Below are 17756 nucleotides of genomic sequence, written 5' to 3'. Positions count from 1 at the left end.
AAGATTGTGTGGTAATGTATGTTGCTAACAGGAGAGAATCCTGTTGGAAAGGAGGAAAAAACCATGGCAGGCAAGCAGGAAAAAATTAAAAAAGTCATCAAAATTAATCCTGTAAAACCTCAGGTAATGATGCAGCTTCAGCCCCAAAAACGTGTCTGTGCCTACTGCCGTGTCAGTACCGATTCCCGAGAACAACACAATTCTTTTACCGCACAGACAGCCTATTATGAAGAAATGATCAGAAAAAGGACTGACTGGCAATATGCCGGAATTTATGCGGATGAAGGACGAAGCGGAATGAAACTACAAAAACGTGATGACTTCCTGCGTATGATGAAAGACTGTGAAGCAGGAAAAGTTGATCTGATCATCACAAAATCAGTTACCCGGTTTGCCAGAAACACCGTCGATAGTGTCGAAGCAATCCGTAAGCTGAAGTCACTTGGTATTGCAGTATTTTTTGAGAAAGAGAATATTAATACATTATCTGAGAATAGTGAAATACTGCTGACCATCTTAAGTTCTCTGGCACAGGGTGAAGCGGAAAGCCATTCAAGTAATATGAAATGGGCAGTGACCAAGCGGTTCCAGGATGGAACATTTGTTATATCCACTCCCGCTCTGGGATACAATAATATAGAAGGAGAATTGAGGATCAATGAACAGGAGGCAGAAGCGGTCCGCTTTATTTTCAAAGAATATCTAAATGGAAAAGGTCCTTATACTATTGTAAAAGAACTGACTGATAGAGGTTTTCCGGCTATGCGGGGTGCCCAAAAGTGGTCTAAAAGCACAATAAATGATATTCTTAAAAACCCGGTTTACACTGGAAACTTAATATTGCAGAGATATTATACTACTGAGGTAGTTCCTTTTAAGCAAAAAAGAAATAAAGGGGAACTGCCTCAGTATTTTGTCTCTGGAAATCACGAACCAATCATCAGCATAGGAGAAGCAGAAGCAGTCAAAGAGATTTATGAATACCGCCGAAGACAGATGAAAACAGATGGAATAAAATCACAGAGTCGGTACGCATACAGCAGCAAAATTATATGTGGTAAATGTGGCGGAGTATTCAAACGGCAGAAGATATATATCGGAAAGCCCTATGAGAACGTACAATGGTGCTGTACTCAACACATCGAAAATAAGGAGAAATGCAGTATAACAGCAATCCGGGAGGATATCATACAGCAGGCATTTACCCTGATGTGGAATAAACTCTCCAGTAATTACATAGAGATCCTTTTCCCACTTCTGGAATCTTTAAAAAGACTGCGTGCAGATGAGCACCAGGAAAAAGAAATCAGAGAGCATAACGAAAAAATAATGGAGTTATCAAAGCAGAGTCATATCTTGAGCGGAGTAGCCGCAAAAGGATATCTTGACCCTGCTATTTTTATAGAGAAACAGACTGCTCTCCAAGTAAAAATGGACGCCCTTCGAAAAAACAGACAGATTCTTCTGGAAGGGAGCGGATATGAGAATGAGATTTTTTATACGGAGCAGCTTATAGAACTTTTTGAAATCCATCCGGGGATACAGGACCGCTACCGTGAAGATTTGTTCCTGCAAAGTGTAGAGCAGATCATTATCAAAGAGAAGAAGAGCGTAACCTTTCGCCTGAAAAACAAACTGGAACTTACTGAGAACTGTTGAAAGGAGGGCACCTATAATGCAAAGACATATGCCAATGGGATACCGTATGAGAAACGGGAAAATATTTCTTGAGGAAGAAAATGCAAAGATTGTAAGAAAGATTTTTTCAGATTACCTTTCGGGAATATCTGCCTATGCAATAGCCAAGGAGTTGAATGTTAATGGAGCTTTGAATGCTAACAATAAACCTTCCTGGAGTCATAATTCTGTAGGCAAGATTTTAGAGAATGTTAAATATATGGGTGATGAACTATATCCCCAAATGATTGAAAAGGAAATTTTTAATCAAGTACAGAATCGCAGAGAAGAAGGAAAACAGAAGATTAGACATGTTATGCAGGTCAGTGGAAGGAGCAACAAGAACCCATTCATAGGCAGAGTTTGTTGCGGAGAATGTGGAGAGATTTTCCGGAAGTATGTGGAGAACTGTGGAAAACCTTCAGAAAAAAGTAAGTGGAAGTGTAAAAAGTATATTTATAAGAATCGTGTCCATTGTATCTGCGGAACTATTACAGAGGAACAGATAAAAGAAGTCTTTGTCCGGGCTGTGAACCAGATAATAAAAACCCCCTCGCTATTGGAAAAAAAGCCAAAAGAATGCCCGAGGCGTTATCCGCCAAAGTTTTGGAGAGTGGATCAGAGGATAAGGGAACTGGAGGCAGATGAACAATTTTCTTCGAAAGAACTGGCGATGCTGATTTTTCAAAGGTCAGAATTACTTTATCAGACGGCACAGGTTTTTGATTATGAATACCATACGGAAAATATAAAGCAGGCTCTTGCTCATAAGGAACTGCAAACAGAATTTCAGGAAACTCTGTTTTTACAGATTATAAAACGCATGATTATTTATAAGAATGGACGCATTGAAGTGGAATTTATTAATGGACTAAAGATTCATGAAACATATAAAAATGAGGCAGATGAAAACGAAACATATAAAAACAGAAAGAAAGGATGAGGATCGTGCAAGCGGTAAGAAAGAAAAACATATCCATCATACCCCCACAAGCTACTTATGATAGAAATGTCAAGGTGCAGTTTAAAGCCCTGCGTGTAGCAGCGTACTGCCGTGTCAGCACACAATTAGAACAGCAGGAAAGCAGTTATGAGGCCCAGATATCTTATTATACCGAGAAGATTCAGAAGAACCTTAATTGGAAACTGGCAGGTATCTATGCTGATGATGGAAAATCTGCTACAAACATCAAAAAAAGAGATGATTTTAAGGCCATGATTGAAGACTGTATGGCTGGAAAAGTCGATCTGGTCCTAACCAAATCCGTCAGCCGTTTCGCAAGAAATACAGTGGACTGCCTGCAGACCATACGGAAACTTAAGGAAAAAAATATAGGCATCATTTTTGAGAAAGAAGGTATCAATACACTGGAGGGATCAGGTGAGATATTAATCACCATTTTAAGCAGCCAAGCCCAGGAAGAAAGCCGTAATCTAAGTGAGAATACACGTTGGGGAATCGCCCGAAAATATGAAAATGGGGTAGTAATGGTCAACCATAAAAAGTTCTTGGGATACACAAAAGATGAAGATGGAGAACTTATCATCGTACCAGAGCAGGCAAAATTAGTCCGGAGGATCTATCGCCTTTATATGGAAGGTTTAAGTACAAAGCAAATAGCAGACACCTTTATGGCAGAAGGCATCAAGACGGTAACCGGAAATGACAGATGGCATGATACCGTTATTGCAAAGATCCTCCAAAATGAAAAATACATGGGCGATGTCCTGCAGCAAAAGACTTATACTACAGATTTCCTCACAAAGAAGCGAGTGAAAAATAATGGTATCGTACCCCAATATTATATCGAGGATAATCACGAAGCGATTATTCCTAAAGAACTCTTCTATCAGGTACAGGAAGAGAGGACGAGAAGGGCAAGCCTTCATAAGCCTTCCGTTACAAAGCGGGCCAAAAAAGAGAAGAGTAAGTACAGTTCAAAATATGTACTCTCAGACATCCTCGTATGCGGAGAATGCTCCCATCCTTACCGCAGGCAAACATGGTCAAGAAATGGAAATCTTACCCCTGTGTGGCGCTGTGAGAGCCGCCTGTTAAAAGGAACGAAAACCTGCAAGGGTTCCGCTACCTTAAAGGAGAAATCCCTGCAAGAAGCGATTATGACTGCAGTGAATGATGTAGTAGAGAACCAAAGGGAGGTTGTGGGAGCATTCAGAGAAAATTTTATACGGGTGATAGGCGATTACACAACCCAAAATGTAAAAACAGAGTTTGATGAGGAAATTGATAAGCTGCAAAAGAAGCTTCTGGCCCTGATCGAAGAGGATGCGAAACAGTATGCCAACAGCGAAGATTTTGATGAGCAGTATAGGGAAATTGCAGAAAAAATACAAGCCCTTAAAGTAAAGAGATTAAATCTGGCAAGAAGGCAGAAAATGGATGATGAAAGTGAACAAAGGGTAGAGGGTATGAGTTCATGTTTAAAAGGAGTAAGTTGTAAAGTAGGAGAATTTGATGAGGATTTAATCAGACGATTGGTACTGCAAATCAAGGTAGTCAGTGAGTCAAAAATAGAAATACACTTTAAATGCGGCATTATCATGGAACAAAAAATAGGGCTTTATGATGATTAATGGCGCCCTATAGATGAAACATGAAAGGCAGGGAAGGAGGTAATGACTTCTTTGAAACGTAGATAGAAAATAGGATGTTGATATAGCGGTCATGTAATGGATTATTTGAAAAATGGGAGGTTATGATGACATTAGAAAAATATTTAGAGCAGGTAAAAGATAAAATAAAAGGTTATCTTCCGGAAGGGTTAAAGGATATGGAGGTAACCATTGTCCCTCTGGAAAAAAATAATGGGGTACTTTTTCATGGAGTATCCCTTCATCGTTTAAATGATCCGGCTGCGCCGCTTCTCTACGCAGAGGATTATTATGGACTTCATGAAAAGGGGATAGATGTTGAAAGTACCCTGCGTTTCATGGCCAGTGAATATGTTGCGGCACGGGACGAAATAAAAATACGGAATAATATTGATTTATCCTATGATCACATAAAAGATCGTCTGTTTCTCAGTGTTATCAATGCAGAAAAAAATCATGCATTATTAGAAAATATTCCACATCAGAAGCTGGAGGATCTGGCAGTGACATACCGATACCTGGTTTATAATGATGGAGGTCCATTTGCTTCTATGCAGATAGATAATCGCTTTTTAAAGCGTTGGAATATAGACCAGGGGCAGCTCCATGAACAGGCAGTGCAGAGTATGGAGAAATTATTTCAGTCTGATTTCTGCAGCCTGAATCAAAAAATATTTGGAATTATAGGTATTTTTCCTTTAGAGACTCCGGCTGATAGAAATCTTTTTGTACTGAGCAATCAATATGGTTATTATGGTGCAGCGTATATAAGTTGTCCGAATGTATTGCAGGAGATCGGTGAGAAAATTGGAGGTGATTTTCTGATTTTACCTTCTTCTTTGCATGAGCTGATTGTTGTGAAGGAAACAGAGGATATCAATGTTGCTGATCTTATCGATACTGTGAAGGCGGTAAACCGGACGGAGGTTTCTGAGGCGGATTTTCTTTCAGATAATATATACAGATATGATAGTCAAAACCAGATTTTGTCCATGATTGATGGGAGTGATATGGAATTGGGAATGAAAATGCAGTAATGATGTTTCTAGCAGAGTGTGGTATAACATGTGGATACGTAGTTTTCATCAAACAAAACATTATAGCGTAATATTATAATATGAAGCATTTAGAAGGAAAGGGTTTCATATCTTCTGAAAATGGGTAAGGTTAAAATTTCCAATACATTTGAAATTTTAGCCTGACCAAATTAAATATCAAAAAATATAGGAAGATCTTATTGTCAGAACTTTCCTTGACACGATACCGGAACGTCAATATAATGGTTGTAGGTGATGAAAATGACGATACAACAACTTTTACGCAATATGCAAATGTCCCGTTATCGTTTATCAAAGAAAAGCGGGGTTCCATGGTCAGTCCTCGCAGATATTTATTCTGGAAGAATTGGGTTGGACCAATGTGGAGACGAAACACTTTCCAATTTATCCAAGGCTCTCGGACTATCTACGGAAGAGTTGCTGGAATTGGAAACAGATTGGGACACAAATACTTTGGTTGGACAGGCAAACGGAAAAACTTATCTGGAAGCCGGACTGCCAGATAGTGTTCAAAAGGCAATTAAGGAATATTTGCAGGGTGAAAAGGAGCAGGTACTCTATCTTGACTGTCTGTGGGGAGAATTATATGGAGCCATTAATTCTAACCTTTGGGCTGGTCTGATTACAGAGGAACAGGCAGACTTTCTGCGTGTAAAATATCTCGGTACAGAAGGAAAGGAGGAGATGATTCATGATTGATTTTACATCATGCGAGGTAAATAAATTCAGGGCCTATGGTGGTGCAAACGGAAATAAGATTAATATTCTTTATAATGGAAACAGCTATATGCTCAAGTTTCCTCCTGTCCCAAGTCGTAATAAAGCTATGAGTTATACCAAGGGGTGTATCAGTGAATATCTCGCTTGCCATATCTTTGTATCTCTCGGATTTAAAACTCAGCAGACTTTGCTTGGGACCTATACCGATCCACGTGGGAAGGAAAAGATCGTCGTAGCTTGTGGAGATTTTACAGAGTGAGGGAAAAAACTCATTGAGTTTGCACATTTGAAGAATACCTGCATTAGCAGCGAACAGAATGGACATGGTACAGAACTTTCATCTATTCTGCAGGCGATAGATGAACAGACACTTTTCCCTCCTGATCAGCTGAAGGTACTCTTTTGGGATATTCTTACTTTTCTAAAGAATCTAAATATCTTTGCATCAGAATGCAAGTAATATTTGTTGGATGAGAAGTTATCTCAACATATGAATAGATTGTAGAGCAAGCTGGTTAAGTTGAAAAAGAAATATTGAAAACATAGAAAGGCATATTTATTCAAAAGAGATACAAAGTTAAAATATACTTTTAGAAGTAAAATATAGATAGTATAAGAAAAATATAGATCAGACATTTTCATTTTCTAAATGGGGGTGAATTTATGACAATAAAATTGGATTCAAATATTTCTATTATTTCTATAATTGGTTTTTTTATTTTTTGTACCTCTTTCTTTTTCAATGTTGGCATTTGGATAGAGATTAATGGGAGTGATTTTCTGGAAAAATACGATGATAGGAAGAAGCTTATGGATAATGCCAGAGAAAGTCTGTTTAATTTATAAAAGATGCTTTGAAGAAAATAATATGTCTCTTTCCATATTTTTCTTTTGTAGTGTTTTGTTTTTTTGTAACTCCGTTACTAATCAAGTTTATAGAAAAAGATTTTAAAATTTTATTACCAACAGAGTACCAAATATTTATTTTTTTATTCGTGTTCCTGTTTGAGATATTTTCAATTGGACAGGCATTTTGGGGATTAAACGGAATTTTTGTTAATAAACTTTCGATGAACGAAAATGGAGCGTTTTTTACTACTTTATTCCAGTATGCTCTACTTTTTGGAGCCCTTTTATTGGATCAGTCACTTGATGCAAAAGAGAAACAGTCTATAATGGCATTTCTACATATCTACAATATTGAGTCATTTCAACTGATGTATATATTTGTTGAAATTACATTTTTAAGTGCTTTGTTTATTATAAGGCCGATATCAAAATATATTGTTTTAAAGGACAATAAGATATTCATAAAGCATTTAAAAGGAATAAATTATTATTATTCATTCTATGGGATGGCAAATTTAATATTGTCACTCTTAATGATATTTGCCTCCATCTTTTTAGGTGTTCAATATTCAACATGGAAAGATATTAATATTTTTACAGTAATGTGTGTTATTTTTATGATGATGTCGCTAAGTGTATTGGCGGGGCAAAGAGATTATTATGTATCTATAACCAGAAGAAAACATATTATAGCAGAGAAAATATATTATCGAGATGTAGATGGAAAAGATAGATTAATTGATATTAAGTAGTAGATAAATCCTAATCTATAAGGAGAGATGATGGTAGAACTAGAAATAGTATTTTATTGTAAATCACTAAGACTAAAGCTCTCAGTACGCTGAGAGTTTTATTGTCAGAAGCTTTTATCTTTAACTAAATATGCATCAATAGGTAATCTATTAGCATGTGGGATTGTGGTGCATCCTATCGTAGAAGAACCGAGCGTGTCAAAGTGTTATGGAGATGTGCAACTGGAATTGAAAAGGGTAAAAATGAGTGTAACTTATCTACTACGTTAAATGAAGAATGGTTAAAAGAACAACTCACAGCACTAATTTGTGATGGTATTTAATATGATGGGGCAAATATAAAGGTTTATCTATAGATAAAAATAAAATTAAAGATATAATTTTGTTCGGGGATTGTAGTAAAACAAAAGTGGACTACTATTAATAGGAATTAAAACAGGAGCAGGGTGTATTTCCTGCTCCTGTTGAATTTAAACTGCTAAGAATAAAGTCCTTAAAGTGCAGAGGACTTTATTGTTGACGGTTTCGCTATTATAATTCTAAATTATCTGTAAAATTGTATCTAATATAACGTTTTGCTGTTGTAAAATTTTAGGAAAAGATATACAATTGTAATAACAATGTTGTTTATATCATTATCTCAATTAGGAGGTATCATTTTGTCAACAGTAAATGAATTGTTAGAAATAGCAAAAATAGAATTAGCTAACCTAACTGATGATATGTTTTCAATCACAAATAATAGCAATAATGAGTAATTGCAGTTAAGGCTACTATACCTCCATATTTGAGCCTAGTTTTTGAAGTTGGGTTCCTTAAATGTCTGCATTCTACTGAACTGTGCATTATTTAGTGTAGAAAAATAGAAATCATAACAAATACGAATAGAGTTTAAATTTATTTAAATGAACTTTGAAACACTAGTGAACGAGGTGAAAAATTTGTCCCAATTATCTTTTATCCATCTTTCAGATATTCATTTTGTGAAATCAAGTAATGATCCATCAGATATAGATAAAGATTTGCGCGAAGCAATAATAAAAGATTTAGAAATAAACGGAAGAGGAAACTTAAAAAATGTAGCAGGAATATTGGTTACTGGAGATATTGCTTTTTCAGGGAATATAGAAGAATATGAAATTGCCAAAGAATATCTTAACAGAGTTTGTGATGTTTTTCATATTAAACCAAGTGATGTATATTGTGTTCCGGGCAATCATGATGTTAACCAGAATGTAGTAAATAGTTCAGATTTAATCTTTGCAGCACAAAATGCTGTTGATGAAAAAGAGACTATAGATGACGCTGATAAAACATTTAGTAAATATATTAGTGACAATAATTTTAATGCTTTATTTAAACCTATAGACGAGTACAATGAGTTTGCTAAAAGATTTGAATGCGATATTTCCACAGATAAGATATTTTGGCAAAAGGATTTTGTACTTGAAGAGAACCTGAAGCTTAGAGTTGTTGGGATAAACTCATCTTTTTTATCTAACAGAACGGATCATCAAAAAGATAAGCCGGATCGTCTAATGTATATTGGACAAGCTCAAATTCCTTGCTATGAAACAGACGTAGCTACTTTATTGATGTGTCATCATCCACCCCAATGTTGGAAATTCAAGGATGATATATTGCAACGTATAAATAAAAGGGCTGATATACAGTTGTATGGACATATGCATTCACAATCTGTAGAGATTATGGATGAAAACGCAATACTATATTCTGGTGCTGTACATCCCACTAGAACTGTTGACTGGTTACCTCGGTACAACTGGATTACTATAAGCAGTAAAACAGAAACTGATGAACGGATATTAGAAGTTGAAATCTACCCTAGATGTTTAACAGCTGACAGGGACTCATTTGCCATCGATAGTACCTGCCCTTCCGGTGAAAATCATATATCCCATGAAATAAATATAGACCGCAAACGTAAATCTGCATTGCAAGATCGTAAAAGAGAAGCGTTCGTTAAAGATGAGATTAAATTATGCACACAGAGTATGTCAGTGACCGAAACTTCTGCGTTAATAGATGAACGTAAAATTATTTACGATTTTTATGAGCTATCTTGGATTGAGCAAATTAATATTCTTACACAGTTATCACTAATCACAAAGGAAACTTCAGCCACATTGGACTCGAAAATGATAGGTGAAGCAATTAACCGTGCAAGAGAACAAGACAGACTCTTTGAGTTACACAACAAGATATTAAATAAAATGGAGGGAAATTTATGAGAAAGCAATTTGCTGAGTTGTATTTTAGAGTATGTGCAGAATCAAAACCTGAGCAACTAGAAAAAAGATGGCAAGGAATAGAGGAATATTGTGATCAAGAAGAATTTGACATCTATAATCTTATAAAAATGGCATATTCATTAAACGCTACTGATGAATTTAAAAATGAGTTTATTACTATATTTCAAAATATTGATATATCATTTCAGGCTAATTTTACAAAAGAACAGGAGCTTCTAGCGTCTATTTGTTTAATGAAGCTTATGGAGGACTCAGATCTAAGTTTACATATTGCACTTGCGGTAATGTGTGTATCTAAGTATAATGTTGAAATTTTGGTTCCTGAATTAGGAGAGGCAGCATATAAGGTTTTTGGTGAAACTTCTGCTGAAATCAGAGAGAAGTCAGTAAAGTACCAAAACTGTTCCACTGTAAATTCAAATAAACTCATTGAGTCACTAAAAGAATTAACTGTGTTAGAGCCTAATCATATAGTAGGGCTTTCAAATGCCTTAACGGAAATAGTTAGAGACATTAAAATTATTGTCCAAAATCAATATAAAACTCTTGAGATTGTTAATATTGTACAAGAGGATTCAGATATTTTATCTTGGATAACTGGAAGCTGGAGCAACGAATTAGAAAAACCAATTACAAAGGGAACCTTACAGAAAGATATTGCTTTGCTTCTATCAAAAGAGTTAGCAGATTTTGTACAAGTTATTCCGGGGCCTTATGCATTCGAAGCATTCCTAAAAAAAATGTTAGATACCTGCAAGAAAGAAACAAAAAAATATTCGCTTGTTACAATGGTGGATTCAATTGACGATGCACATAAATCATCTATTCTTTCGTGTTATCAAATGGATGGCGTTAAACAAGAAAATACCCCGATACTATTTTCAATAAAATGTGCATTAGATGCAAAGCAACCGGATGTATGGAAAAGCATGGCTGCCAATAAACTTTCTATTAATGTTGAATCAACAGAATATGAAACTTTAGAATGGGCAAAATTGCTATATTTTGAGTGCTTACTTGTTAAAATAGAGGGTCGTGAATAAGTTATGGAAGATAATAATGTAGAAAACAAAATGCCAACGTTAGAAGTTGAGCAATCCTCGGATATTGATAAACTTATAAATGACGATATTGAAACATTAGATTCAAATGAAATCATTGAAGAAGATGGGAGAAGCGGGTTCATAAAGTTACCACATGGACTTGCATTAACAGTAGCAGAAACATACCCCATTACTGCCTCAGAAGTTAGCAAAATGATTATTCTTATAGGCCCATTCGACAGTGGTAAAACCACAATTGAGACAACCATATATCAATTGTTTCAACGGAAGCCTTTTGCAGGGTTATATTTTGCGGGGTCTCAAAGTTTATTTGGCTATGAAGAAAGATCATTTTACACTAGATTAGAGTGTAAAAAAGAAACAGCAACAACGCCACGAACAAGTAGATTTGCTGACGAGATATTTCTGCATCTTAAATTGTATGATAGTACAACAAAAACAAAAACCAATTATTTATTTGGGGACATCTCGGGTGAGGAAATTTATTCACATTTAGGTAATGTAGAAACAATTTCTGAAAAGATGCCCTATTTAAAGTCGGTTGATAGTTATGTTTTTATCCTTGACGGGAAACAGCTTGCTGACAAAAATAAAAGAAATGGTGTAATAGATCAAGCTTATAATATGGCACGGACGATATTTGATGCCAAGCTATATTCGTCATCTACAAGGGTGCAAGTTCTAATTAGTAAATATGATATTATTAAAAAGAATGATGATGCTAATCTGGAAACCACGATTGATAAACGTCTTGACTGTATAGTTGATTTGTTAAAGAAATATGTAAGTGAAGTAACCCTTCATAAAGTAGCTGCTATGCCAGAACCAGGTGATTTTGAAGTTGGTTATGGTCTTGAGGAGCTGCTTAGCACATGGAATAAACCGCGCACTGATAATCAAGTTGTTGAATCATATATGATTGACTATCAATTGGATTCAGAGTTTAATAAGCTTATTTATAAAATGTAGGGAGGTTGAAGCTATGTATAAAAAATGTTTTATAGCAGGTTTACCTAGTGCGGGTAAAACTACTTTTCTTGCAGCTTTATGGAATCTTATAAATCATGACCCTGATGCTAAGTTAAAATTGAACAAAATTGAAAATGGACAATATCTTGCGAATCTTAGCAATAAATGGGCTAATATGGAGCCTCTGGAAAGGACAGTGCCATCTGGCGAGCAAGCAAGTATAAGCATTAAATTAGAGTTGCCTAATAAGACTACTTTTGATTTACAACTTCCCGATTTGTCTGGAGAAACATTTCAAAGCCAATATGAAATGCGTGAAATTTCAGAAGAAGTTGTGAAATATATAGAAGATGCGGATGCAGTACTTTTCTTTATAAATGTGAATAGCATTAAACTTTTGGGATTGATTTCAGAGCAAACTTTTCTTCATTCAAGCACTCCAGCAATTAATAATGATATTATAAATCGTAATCCTAAAAAAGATGATCCTATTCAAATACAGGTGATTGAATTACTACAGTTTATTCTGTTCATAAGAAAAAACAAGATGCTTAAGATAGGCTTCATGTTTTCTGCATGGGATTTAATAAAATCTAGCTTGAATGATATTAAGCCAGAGCAATTTCTTGAGCAACGAATGAATATGTTATGGCAATTTTGCCAATCAAATGATGATATTATTAAATATCAAACTTGGGGAATTAGTGCTCAAGGAGGCAGCTTTGATAAGAAAGATTTATTGTTAGATAAGGAGTATCCTTACGAAAGGATTTTTGTTGAAGGGAATGATGGCTATCAAGGCTGCGATTTAACACTTCCTTTATATCTATTAATGGGTGATATGGAATGAACGAAAAGAGTATAATTATTCATCAAACATTACATGGCTACTCTAATGGTCACCATTTATTAGAAGCATCTATTTTATTATCGGATGACTCAAAGAGGAAAATGGATATTTTGAGCGATCTTTCGGGGACGGATGTTACAGATGGATTTGATTTTTACTATTCTGGATACCATCTTGAAAACGAAGAGCTGGTAGTATTATCAAAAACATGGTATGCACCCGAAATGTCTAGACCCGGCTGTGTATGGACACATTCGCTATTAATACCTATCAAGGACTTGGCATTTTGTGCTGCTAATATCAATGCGTTATTAGCCAAATTCCAACGTCCTGGTATTAGTGAGAGTCAAACAAAATATTCTGAGTCATTAGTAATTAATACACATGAAGATATATTGCAGAAATATGATGATAAAAAAATTCAGTATCTAATTTGGATTATGATTGGTCAAACTCCACCTAATTATATTGTAACAAAAGACTCGGAAGAATTTATTAAGGAACTTTTGTTTATTTGGTTCATGTGCTACAGCGAGTTAAGTTATGACTATTCCTTTATTACAGGAACAAGTTTTATAAAAAGTGATAACAGCAATCTAATTAGCTTACAGTTCTGCACAAAGCAAGTTCGGAATAAATTAAGCCATTTATCAAGTAATATTACATTAATGAAAAGCATAGATGATGTGCAGAAGTTTCCACAATGGGTAATAAATACACATTCGATCTTGATAAATGGAGAGTGGAGTAAATTTTTAGCGTTTAAAGAACTATTATGTGATGGGAGTTTAAGCGAAGTAAGCCTTACATCCTTCATAAAATTGTATTCTTGCTTTTACAATGAAAAAAACTCCATTGATATCTATGCTTCGTTGGAGTTAATAGATAAACTTTTTAGAGAAGATAGGTCAATAATAGGAAACAAATTACTTGAACTATATTTTCAAGGTGCTTTTCAAGAATGGGGCATATATACTGCGTATTCAAATATAGTTATTGCAACAATAAAGTTTCTCTGGATCGATGTGCTACCAGAAACTTTAGAATTATTAATTCAAAAAGGGTTTTCTACAGATTTTATCGGTTCAAAAAAAATAGTGCAATATCTTGTTAAAATTGATGATTCACCACTACAAGAGAAATATTTACCAATATACGCTAGCTTATTGTCTCCGAGTTCTTTTGAAGAATTTTCAGATATGGATTACAGTGTTTGTAATGTTCTAATCGCAATTAATTCGACATTAGCTGAGTGTGATGCCATTTGGAAGCAATCTAGAGGCTTCCAACATGGAATATTGAACTCTTTGCAAATTTGTAAAAAGGAAAATAGGCTAGATAATAAAGTGCTTCGAATTATTCTAGATGATAGTGAGTTCGATTTTTCTGGTGAGATATATAATATATGGGGTGAAGCAGCCATATCTGTTTTTCTTGAATATTTACTTGGCATAGAATATCTGCGTCATAATGATACTTCTAAAATGGTCGAATTATGTAAGCAACATTCTCATATTGCTGCAAATTTGTTTGAAATGGATTTAGAAAGATTTAATTTTGAACAAATATTTGAATTAATGAGGATAGTTAATCCATTTACAGATAAACTGTCATCAAAAAGGTTGATTTCAGCGTATTCATTATTTGACATAAATAGCCTAAATGAATATCAAAAAAATGAAATAGCAGATTTTTATTTGCCATTTATAATATGTAGCAAGGATATGTTTCCGTATGAAATTGTATCATTTGCTGTGCCCAATGTTCATGATCGTCTATCAAAACTTGCTTATCCAGAAGAAAAGTGGGAAAAACTTCAGAGATCATTACCACCAGTAACTGTATTTAATCAATGGGATAGATGCAAAAGATTAAGAAAGGCAATTAAGAAAAAGGGATACGACATTAAACTATTAAATAAATATAATGATAACGAGTTGGATCTTCACTTACTGTAGAATAAAGACTAGTCCAAACATTCTTTAATTTTTTTGAAGGTTATAATCACTATTTCAGTATTAGCTTTAGTATACTCCTTAGATTTGATTTTGTATAATAGAATGGCAGTATCAAATCTAAAGAGGTATTTTAAATGTCAGAACAAAAAGAAATCACTATAATTCCACCAAGCCCAAAGCACGATAGGCATGTATGAGTTGAGCAAAAATAACTCAAGGTGGTTGCCTGCTGCAGGGTAAGCATACGCTTTTAACAGCAGGAAAACAGGTATGACGCCCAAGTGAAGTACTATACCGAGAAGATAGCTGTGAATCCTAAATGGAGCTTTGCAGGAATATTTGCTGATCCAAGGCAAACCGGCAACCAGTACCAAAGAGAGGGAGACAACTTCAACGATATAATTGTATACTGCTAAAAAAGAACCGGAAGTAAAAACATTGGATATTCTGAAAGGAATATATGAAGAATCTGAACTTGACGAGTTATTTAAGAAATTAGAATCTAATTATTTACTGGAGAACTTCGAAATTAATGATTTGCTTATTAAAAAGTACTATGATATTTGCGGAAACATAGATTTAGTATTAACTTTACTTAATAAAACGCATTATCCAAGTAGTACTCAACAATCTTATAATAGTAGGTATTTTTGGATGACGGTTATCTCTGCACTGAAAAATTAAAAATCAAAAAATAGTATGGTGACTTTCTTGTAAAAAGTGGCGGTCGACAGGACAGATTTAGTGAACTAATAAAGATTTATGGGTTTTTGGAAGATAAAGAGGTTTGTATAGGAGTTTCTGATACGATGCTTAAGGCCATAGAGTTTTTATTATGTTAATAAATCGTTTTATTTCGATGATATGGCAGAATTTTAAAAAACTATATAATGCGGAGAAAGAATAATGTCAGAACGAGCATACAGTCTAGAAAAAAGGATAAGATGACAGCTAAGAAAGCAAGTTCATTAGCATACAGAAAGGAATTAAACGATAAGAGAGCGTTTATATGCTGCGATGAAAATTGTAAAATTGGATTAACATGTTCAAACTGGGGGATTTTGAATGGTAAGAAATATTATTTTAGGCCTTCAAGTAATGATGAATTACACATTATTGGATGTACAGAGATATCATCAGATGAAGAAAAAACACAAATAGAACAGGAAAAGAATTGTGCTAAAACAACGATAAATAAAAATGGCTTTATAAAAATGATAAAATCAGTTAATAAAGCAAGAACTGACATTGGTGTACATCAAGGTAATGAAGATGCACCGATCAACAGAGTACATAAGAGAACTGATGGAAAACTAGCTGGAACTAAGCGAGAAAGTAGAAACCTTTATTCGGTAGCTAGCTTTGTGGATCTGTATAGTGATGCCGAGATTAATCATACTGATAAAATCATTATGGTGGATAATGAACTATTAAGCTTAAATGAGTTATTTGTTGATTTACAATCCACCGTTGAGTTTGATAAATTTAGAATATTTTATGGAAAAGCTATCATAAGTAAAGGATTTAAAGAAAGTATGTTACAGATTGATTTTGTTCAACATGAAAATTTACGTGTGTATTCAAATATAGATGCTGTAATCAAAAGGAGTAATGGAAGAATAGTAAAAAAGTATCTTGATAAGAATAAGAATGTCTATGTCTACTTACGCGAGAAAATTACATCAGACGGGTTAAAAGAAAGGTTTGTACCATATAACGATTCTGTTTATAAAGATTTATTCTGTGTAGAGTAAAAGAAATTGAAGCGGATACGGGAAAGCCAGTCATTACGAGAAAGAACGCTGTTGATTTTTCCAGGCTTATTGCTGATGCTAATTAAGAACCTGATGACAAAGATAAGTAATTGTATCGAATAAAGCCTTCAAGATGCCAACCTGCTTTTGAAGGTTTTATTGCTTTCAATTTTACTTAAGCTGTAAAGAAAAGCAGACGGCAAAACACTGAAAAAGCGGTCTGTCCAGGTGACTGTTTCAAAAATATACCCCTCCACCAAGGAGTCAGAGGATCCTCGCCTCATCTTTATTGTCTACTCAAGGCATGTGAGTCCATACCCTGTTGCAACGCAGAAACACCTGATAAATAGTAGTAGAACTTTAGATGGAAATGTGATGCTACCCCTTGACGATGAATTCTCGAATAATACGGAGCTTTACTGCATCATGACCACTAAGCCAAATGAAACTTAAAAGAAATAAACCAATTTATAATGTAGCAATGTTTACAAATTGTGCGTATTAAAAGAGTAAAATGCGTGGCATAATGACCTGAATACGAGAGGAGGTTTCATATGGACTATAAAGACAAAGGGCATTGGGAAATAGATTTTAGAAAGCGGTTGGATGAGTACAGAACTTCTGATGCACAAGGTTTTCCTATTTCAATTAAAATTGGTGTTTACAGTGGGTGTTTTCACAATGAACATTCTCCTAATGCATATCAAGAAATCTATGACTACATGGAAAAACACCAGTTTGATTGTGGTTATGAAGAACATGAAAGTGGCCCGGAAGTATTAGCTTGGATTGCACTTGGAACAGCGGGACTTACTCTGAGTAAGAGTGTTGTAGATTTTGTCATCGCAATAATAAACGCGAGAACAAATGGGCGTAAAAAAGGTGATCGTTCAGACGGAAATATAAAGCTTATCGTTCGACGCTATGGTAACAAAGGTAATATAAAAGAGGAAACCATTTTAGAAATTAGCGATACAAATACTATTACAAACGATATTGTTGAAAAAGCAATACTTACGGCTTTAAAAAAGGATTATAATAACAAATAGCAGTTATCAACATTGTTAGAAATGATAGTGTTTTTTCACTTACTATGCAACAAAAACCAGGGAATAGTCAAAAAAGTATGTCCGAAAATAACCAAACACTTTTTAATACTAAGCTACTAAAATCCAATTTACAAAAAGAAATGATAAGCAGAAAGCGAGATATCGGTTTC

17 protein-coding genes are annotated in these 17756 nt (G+C 34.7%); all 17 read left to right on the top strand.

What is annotated here, in order from left to right; genetic code table 11:
* Nucleotides 1-63 precede the first annotated feature (63 nt).
* Nucleotides 64-1659 (top strand): recombinase family protein, encoded by a 1596-nt coding sequence (locus tag QM657_RS03350; protein WP_415065124.1) that lies wholly within the window; start codon nt 64-66, stop codon nt 1657-1659.
* A gap of 16 nt (nt 1660-1675) precedes the next feature.
* Nucleotides 1676-2620, top strand: a complete 945-nt coding sequence (locus tag QM657_RS03345) for a recombinase family protein (RefSeq protein ID WP_415065122.1) — start codon at nt 1676-1678, stop codon at nt 2618-2620.
* The gene (locus tag QM657_RS03340) at nt 2617-4272 is read left to right on the top strand and encodes a recombinase family protein (protein WP_415065121.1); all 1656 of its coding nucleotides are present in this window, start codon (nt 2617-2619) and stop codon (nt 4270-4272) included. Before QM657_RS03345 ends, QM657_RS03340 begins: the two co-directional genes overlap by 4 nt.
* A 122-nt stretch (nt 4273-4394) precedes the next feature.
* Nucleotides 4395-5327 carry a DUF5688 family protein gene (locus QM657_RS03335; RefSeq protein ID WP_415065119.1) on the top strand — a complete coding sequence of 311 codons (933 nt, stop codon included), beginning with the start codon at nt 4395-4397 and terminating at the stop codon, nt 5325-5327.
* A 255-nt stretch (nt 5328-5582) separates the two neighbouring features.
* Entirely contained in the window at nt 5583-6047 is a 465-nt protein-coding gene (locus QM657_RS03330) for a helix-turn-helix domain-containing protein (protein WP_415065118.1), read from the top strand.
* Nucleotides 6040-6327 carry a hypothetical protein gene (locus QM657_RS03325; RefSeq protein ID WP_415065117.1) on the top strand — a complete coding sequence of 96 codons (288 nt, stop codon included), beginning with the start codon at nt 6040-6042 and terminating at the stop codon, nt 6325-6327. Before QM657_RS03330 ends, QM657_RS03325 begins: the two co-directional genes overlap by 8 nt.
* Before the next feature lie 404 nt (nt 6328-6731).
* Entirely contained in the window at nt 6732-6914 is a 183-nt protein-coding gene (locus QM657_RS03320) for a hypothetical protein (protein ID WP_415065116.1), read from the top strand.
* Nucleotides 6915-7138: 224 nt separating this feature from the next.
* The gene (locus QM657_RS03315) at nt 7139-7669 is read left to right on the top strand and encodes a hypothetical protein (RefSeq protein ID WP_415065115.1); all 531 of its coding nucleotides are present in this window, start codon (nt 7139-7141) and stop codon (nt 7667-7669) included.
* A gap of 155 nt (nt 7670-7824) precedes the next feature.
* Nucleotides 7825-7992 (top strand): recombinase zinc beta ribbon domain-containing protein, encoded by a 168-nt coding sequence (locus tag QM657_RS03310; protein ID WP_415065114.1) that lies wholly within the window; start codon nt 7825-7827, stop codon nt 7990-7992.
* 582 nt (nt 7993-8574) lie between these two features.
* Nucleotides 8575-9921 carry a metallophosphoesterase gene (locus QM657_RS03305; protein WP_415065113.1) on the top strand — a complete coding sequence of 449 codons (1347 nt, stop codon included), beginning with the start codon at nt 8575-8577 and terminating at the stop codon, nt 9919-9921.
* Nucleotides 9918-10985 (top strand): GTPase-associated system all-helical protein GASH, encoded by a 1068-nt coding sequence (locus tag QM657_RS03300; protein ID WP_415065112.1) that lies wholly within the window; start codon nt 9918-9920, stop codon nt 10983-10985. The genes QM657_RS03305 and QM657_RS03300 overlap by 4 nt, the downstream gene beginning before the upstream one ends.
* A gap of 3 nt (nt 10986-10988) precedes the next feature.
* Nucleotides 10989-11975, top strand: coding sequence for a TRAFAC clade GTPase domain-containing protein (locus QM657_RS03295; protein ID WP_415065111.1), 987 nt, complete (start codon nt 10989-10991; stop codon nt 11973-11975).
* A 13-nt stretch (nt 11976-11988) separates the two neighbouring features.
* The gene (locus tag QM657_RS03290) at nt 11989-12825 is read left to right on the top strand and encodes a TRAFAC clade GTPase domain-containing protein (RefSeq protein WP_415065110.1); all 837 of its coding nucleotides are present in this window, start codon (nt 11989-11991) and stop codon (nt 12823-12825) included.
* Nucleotides 12822-14783: a hypothetical protein gene (locus tag QM657_RS03285; RefSeq protein WP_415065109.1), complete on the top strand. Its 1962-nt coding sequence runs from the start codon at nt 12822-12824 to the stop codon at nt 14781-14783. The genes QM657_RS03290 and QM657_RS03285 overlap by 4 nt, the downstream gene beginning before the upstream one ends.
* 402 nt (nt 14784-15185) lie before the next feature.
* Nucleotides 15186-15467, top strand: a complete 282-nt coding sequence (locus tag QM657_RS03280) for a hypothetical protein (RefSeq protein WP_415065108.1) — start codon at nt 15186-15188, stop codon at nt 15465-15467.
* 260 nt (nt 15468-15727) lie between these two features.
* Nucleotides 15728-16537: a hypothetical protein gene (locus QM657_RS03275; RefSeq protein WP_415065107.1), complete on the top strand. Its 810-nt coding sequence runs from the start codon at nt 15728-15730 to the stop codon at nt 16535-16537.
* Between the two features lie 554 nt (nt 16538-17091).
* Complete coding sequence (locus tag QM657_RS03270) at nt 17092-17586, top strand: hypothetical protein (protein ID WP_415065106.1); 495 nt, start codon at nt 17092-17094, stop codon at nt 17584-17586.
* Nucleotides 17587-17756 lie beyond the last annotated feature (170 nt).

The sequence above is a fragment of the Lacrimispora sp. genome (assembly GCF_047605665.1).
Taxonomy (GTDB): Bacteria; Bacillota; Clostridia; order Lachnospirales; family Lachnospiraceae; genus Lacrimispora.
Note: the sequence above shows the minus strand (reverse complement) of the source record. Positions and strands in the feature narration are given on the sequence as shown.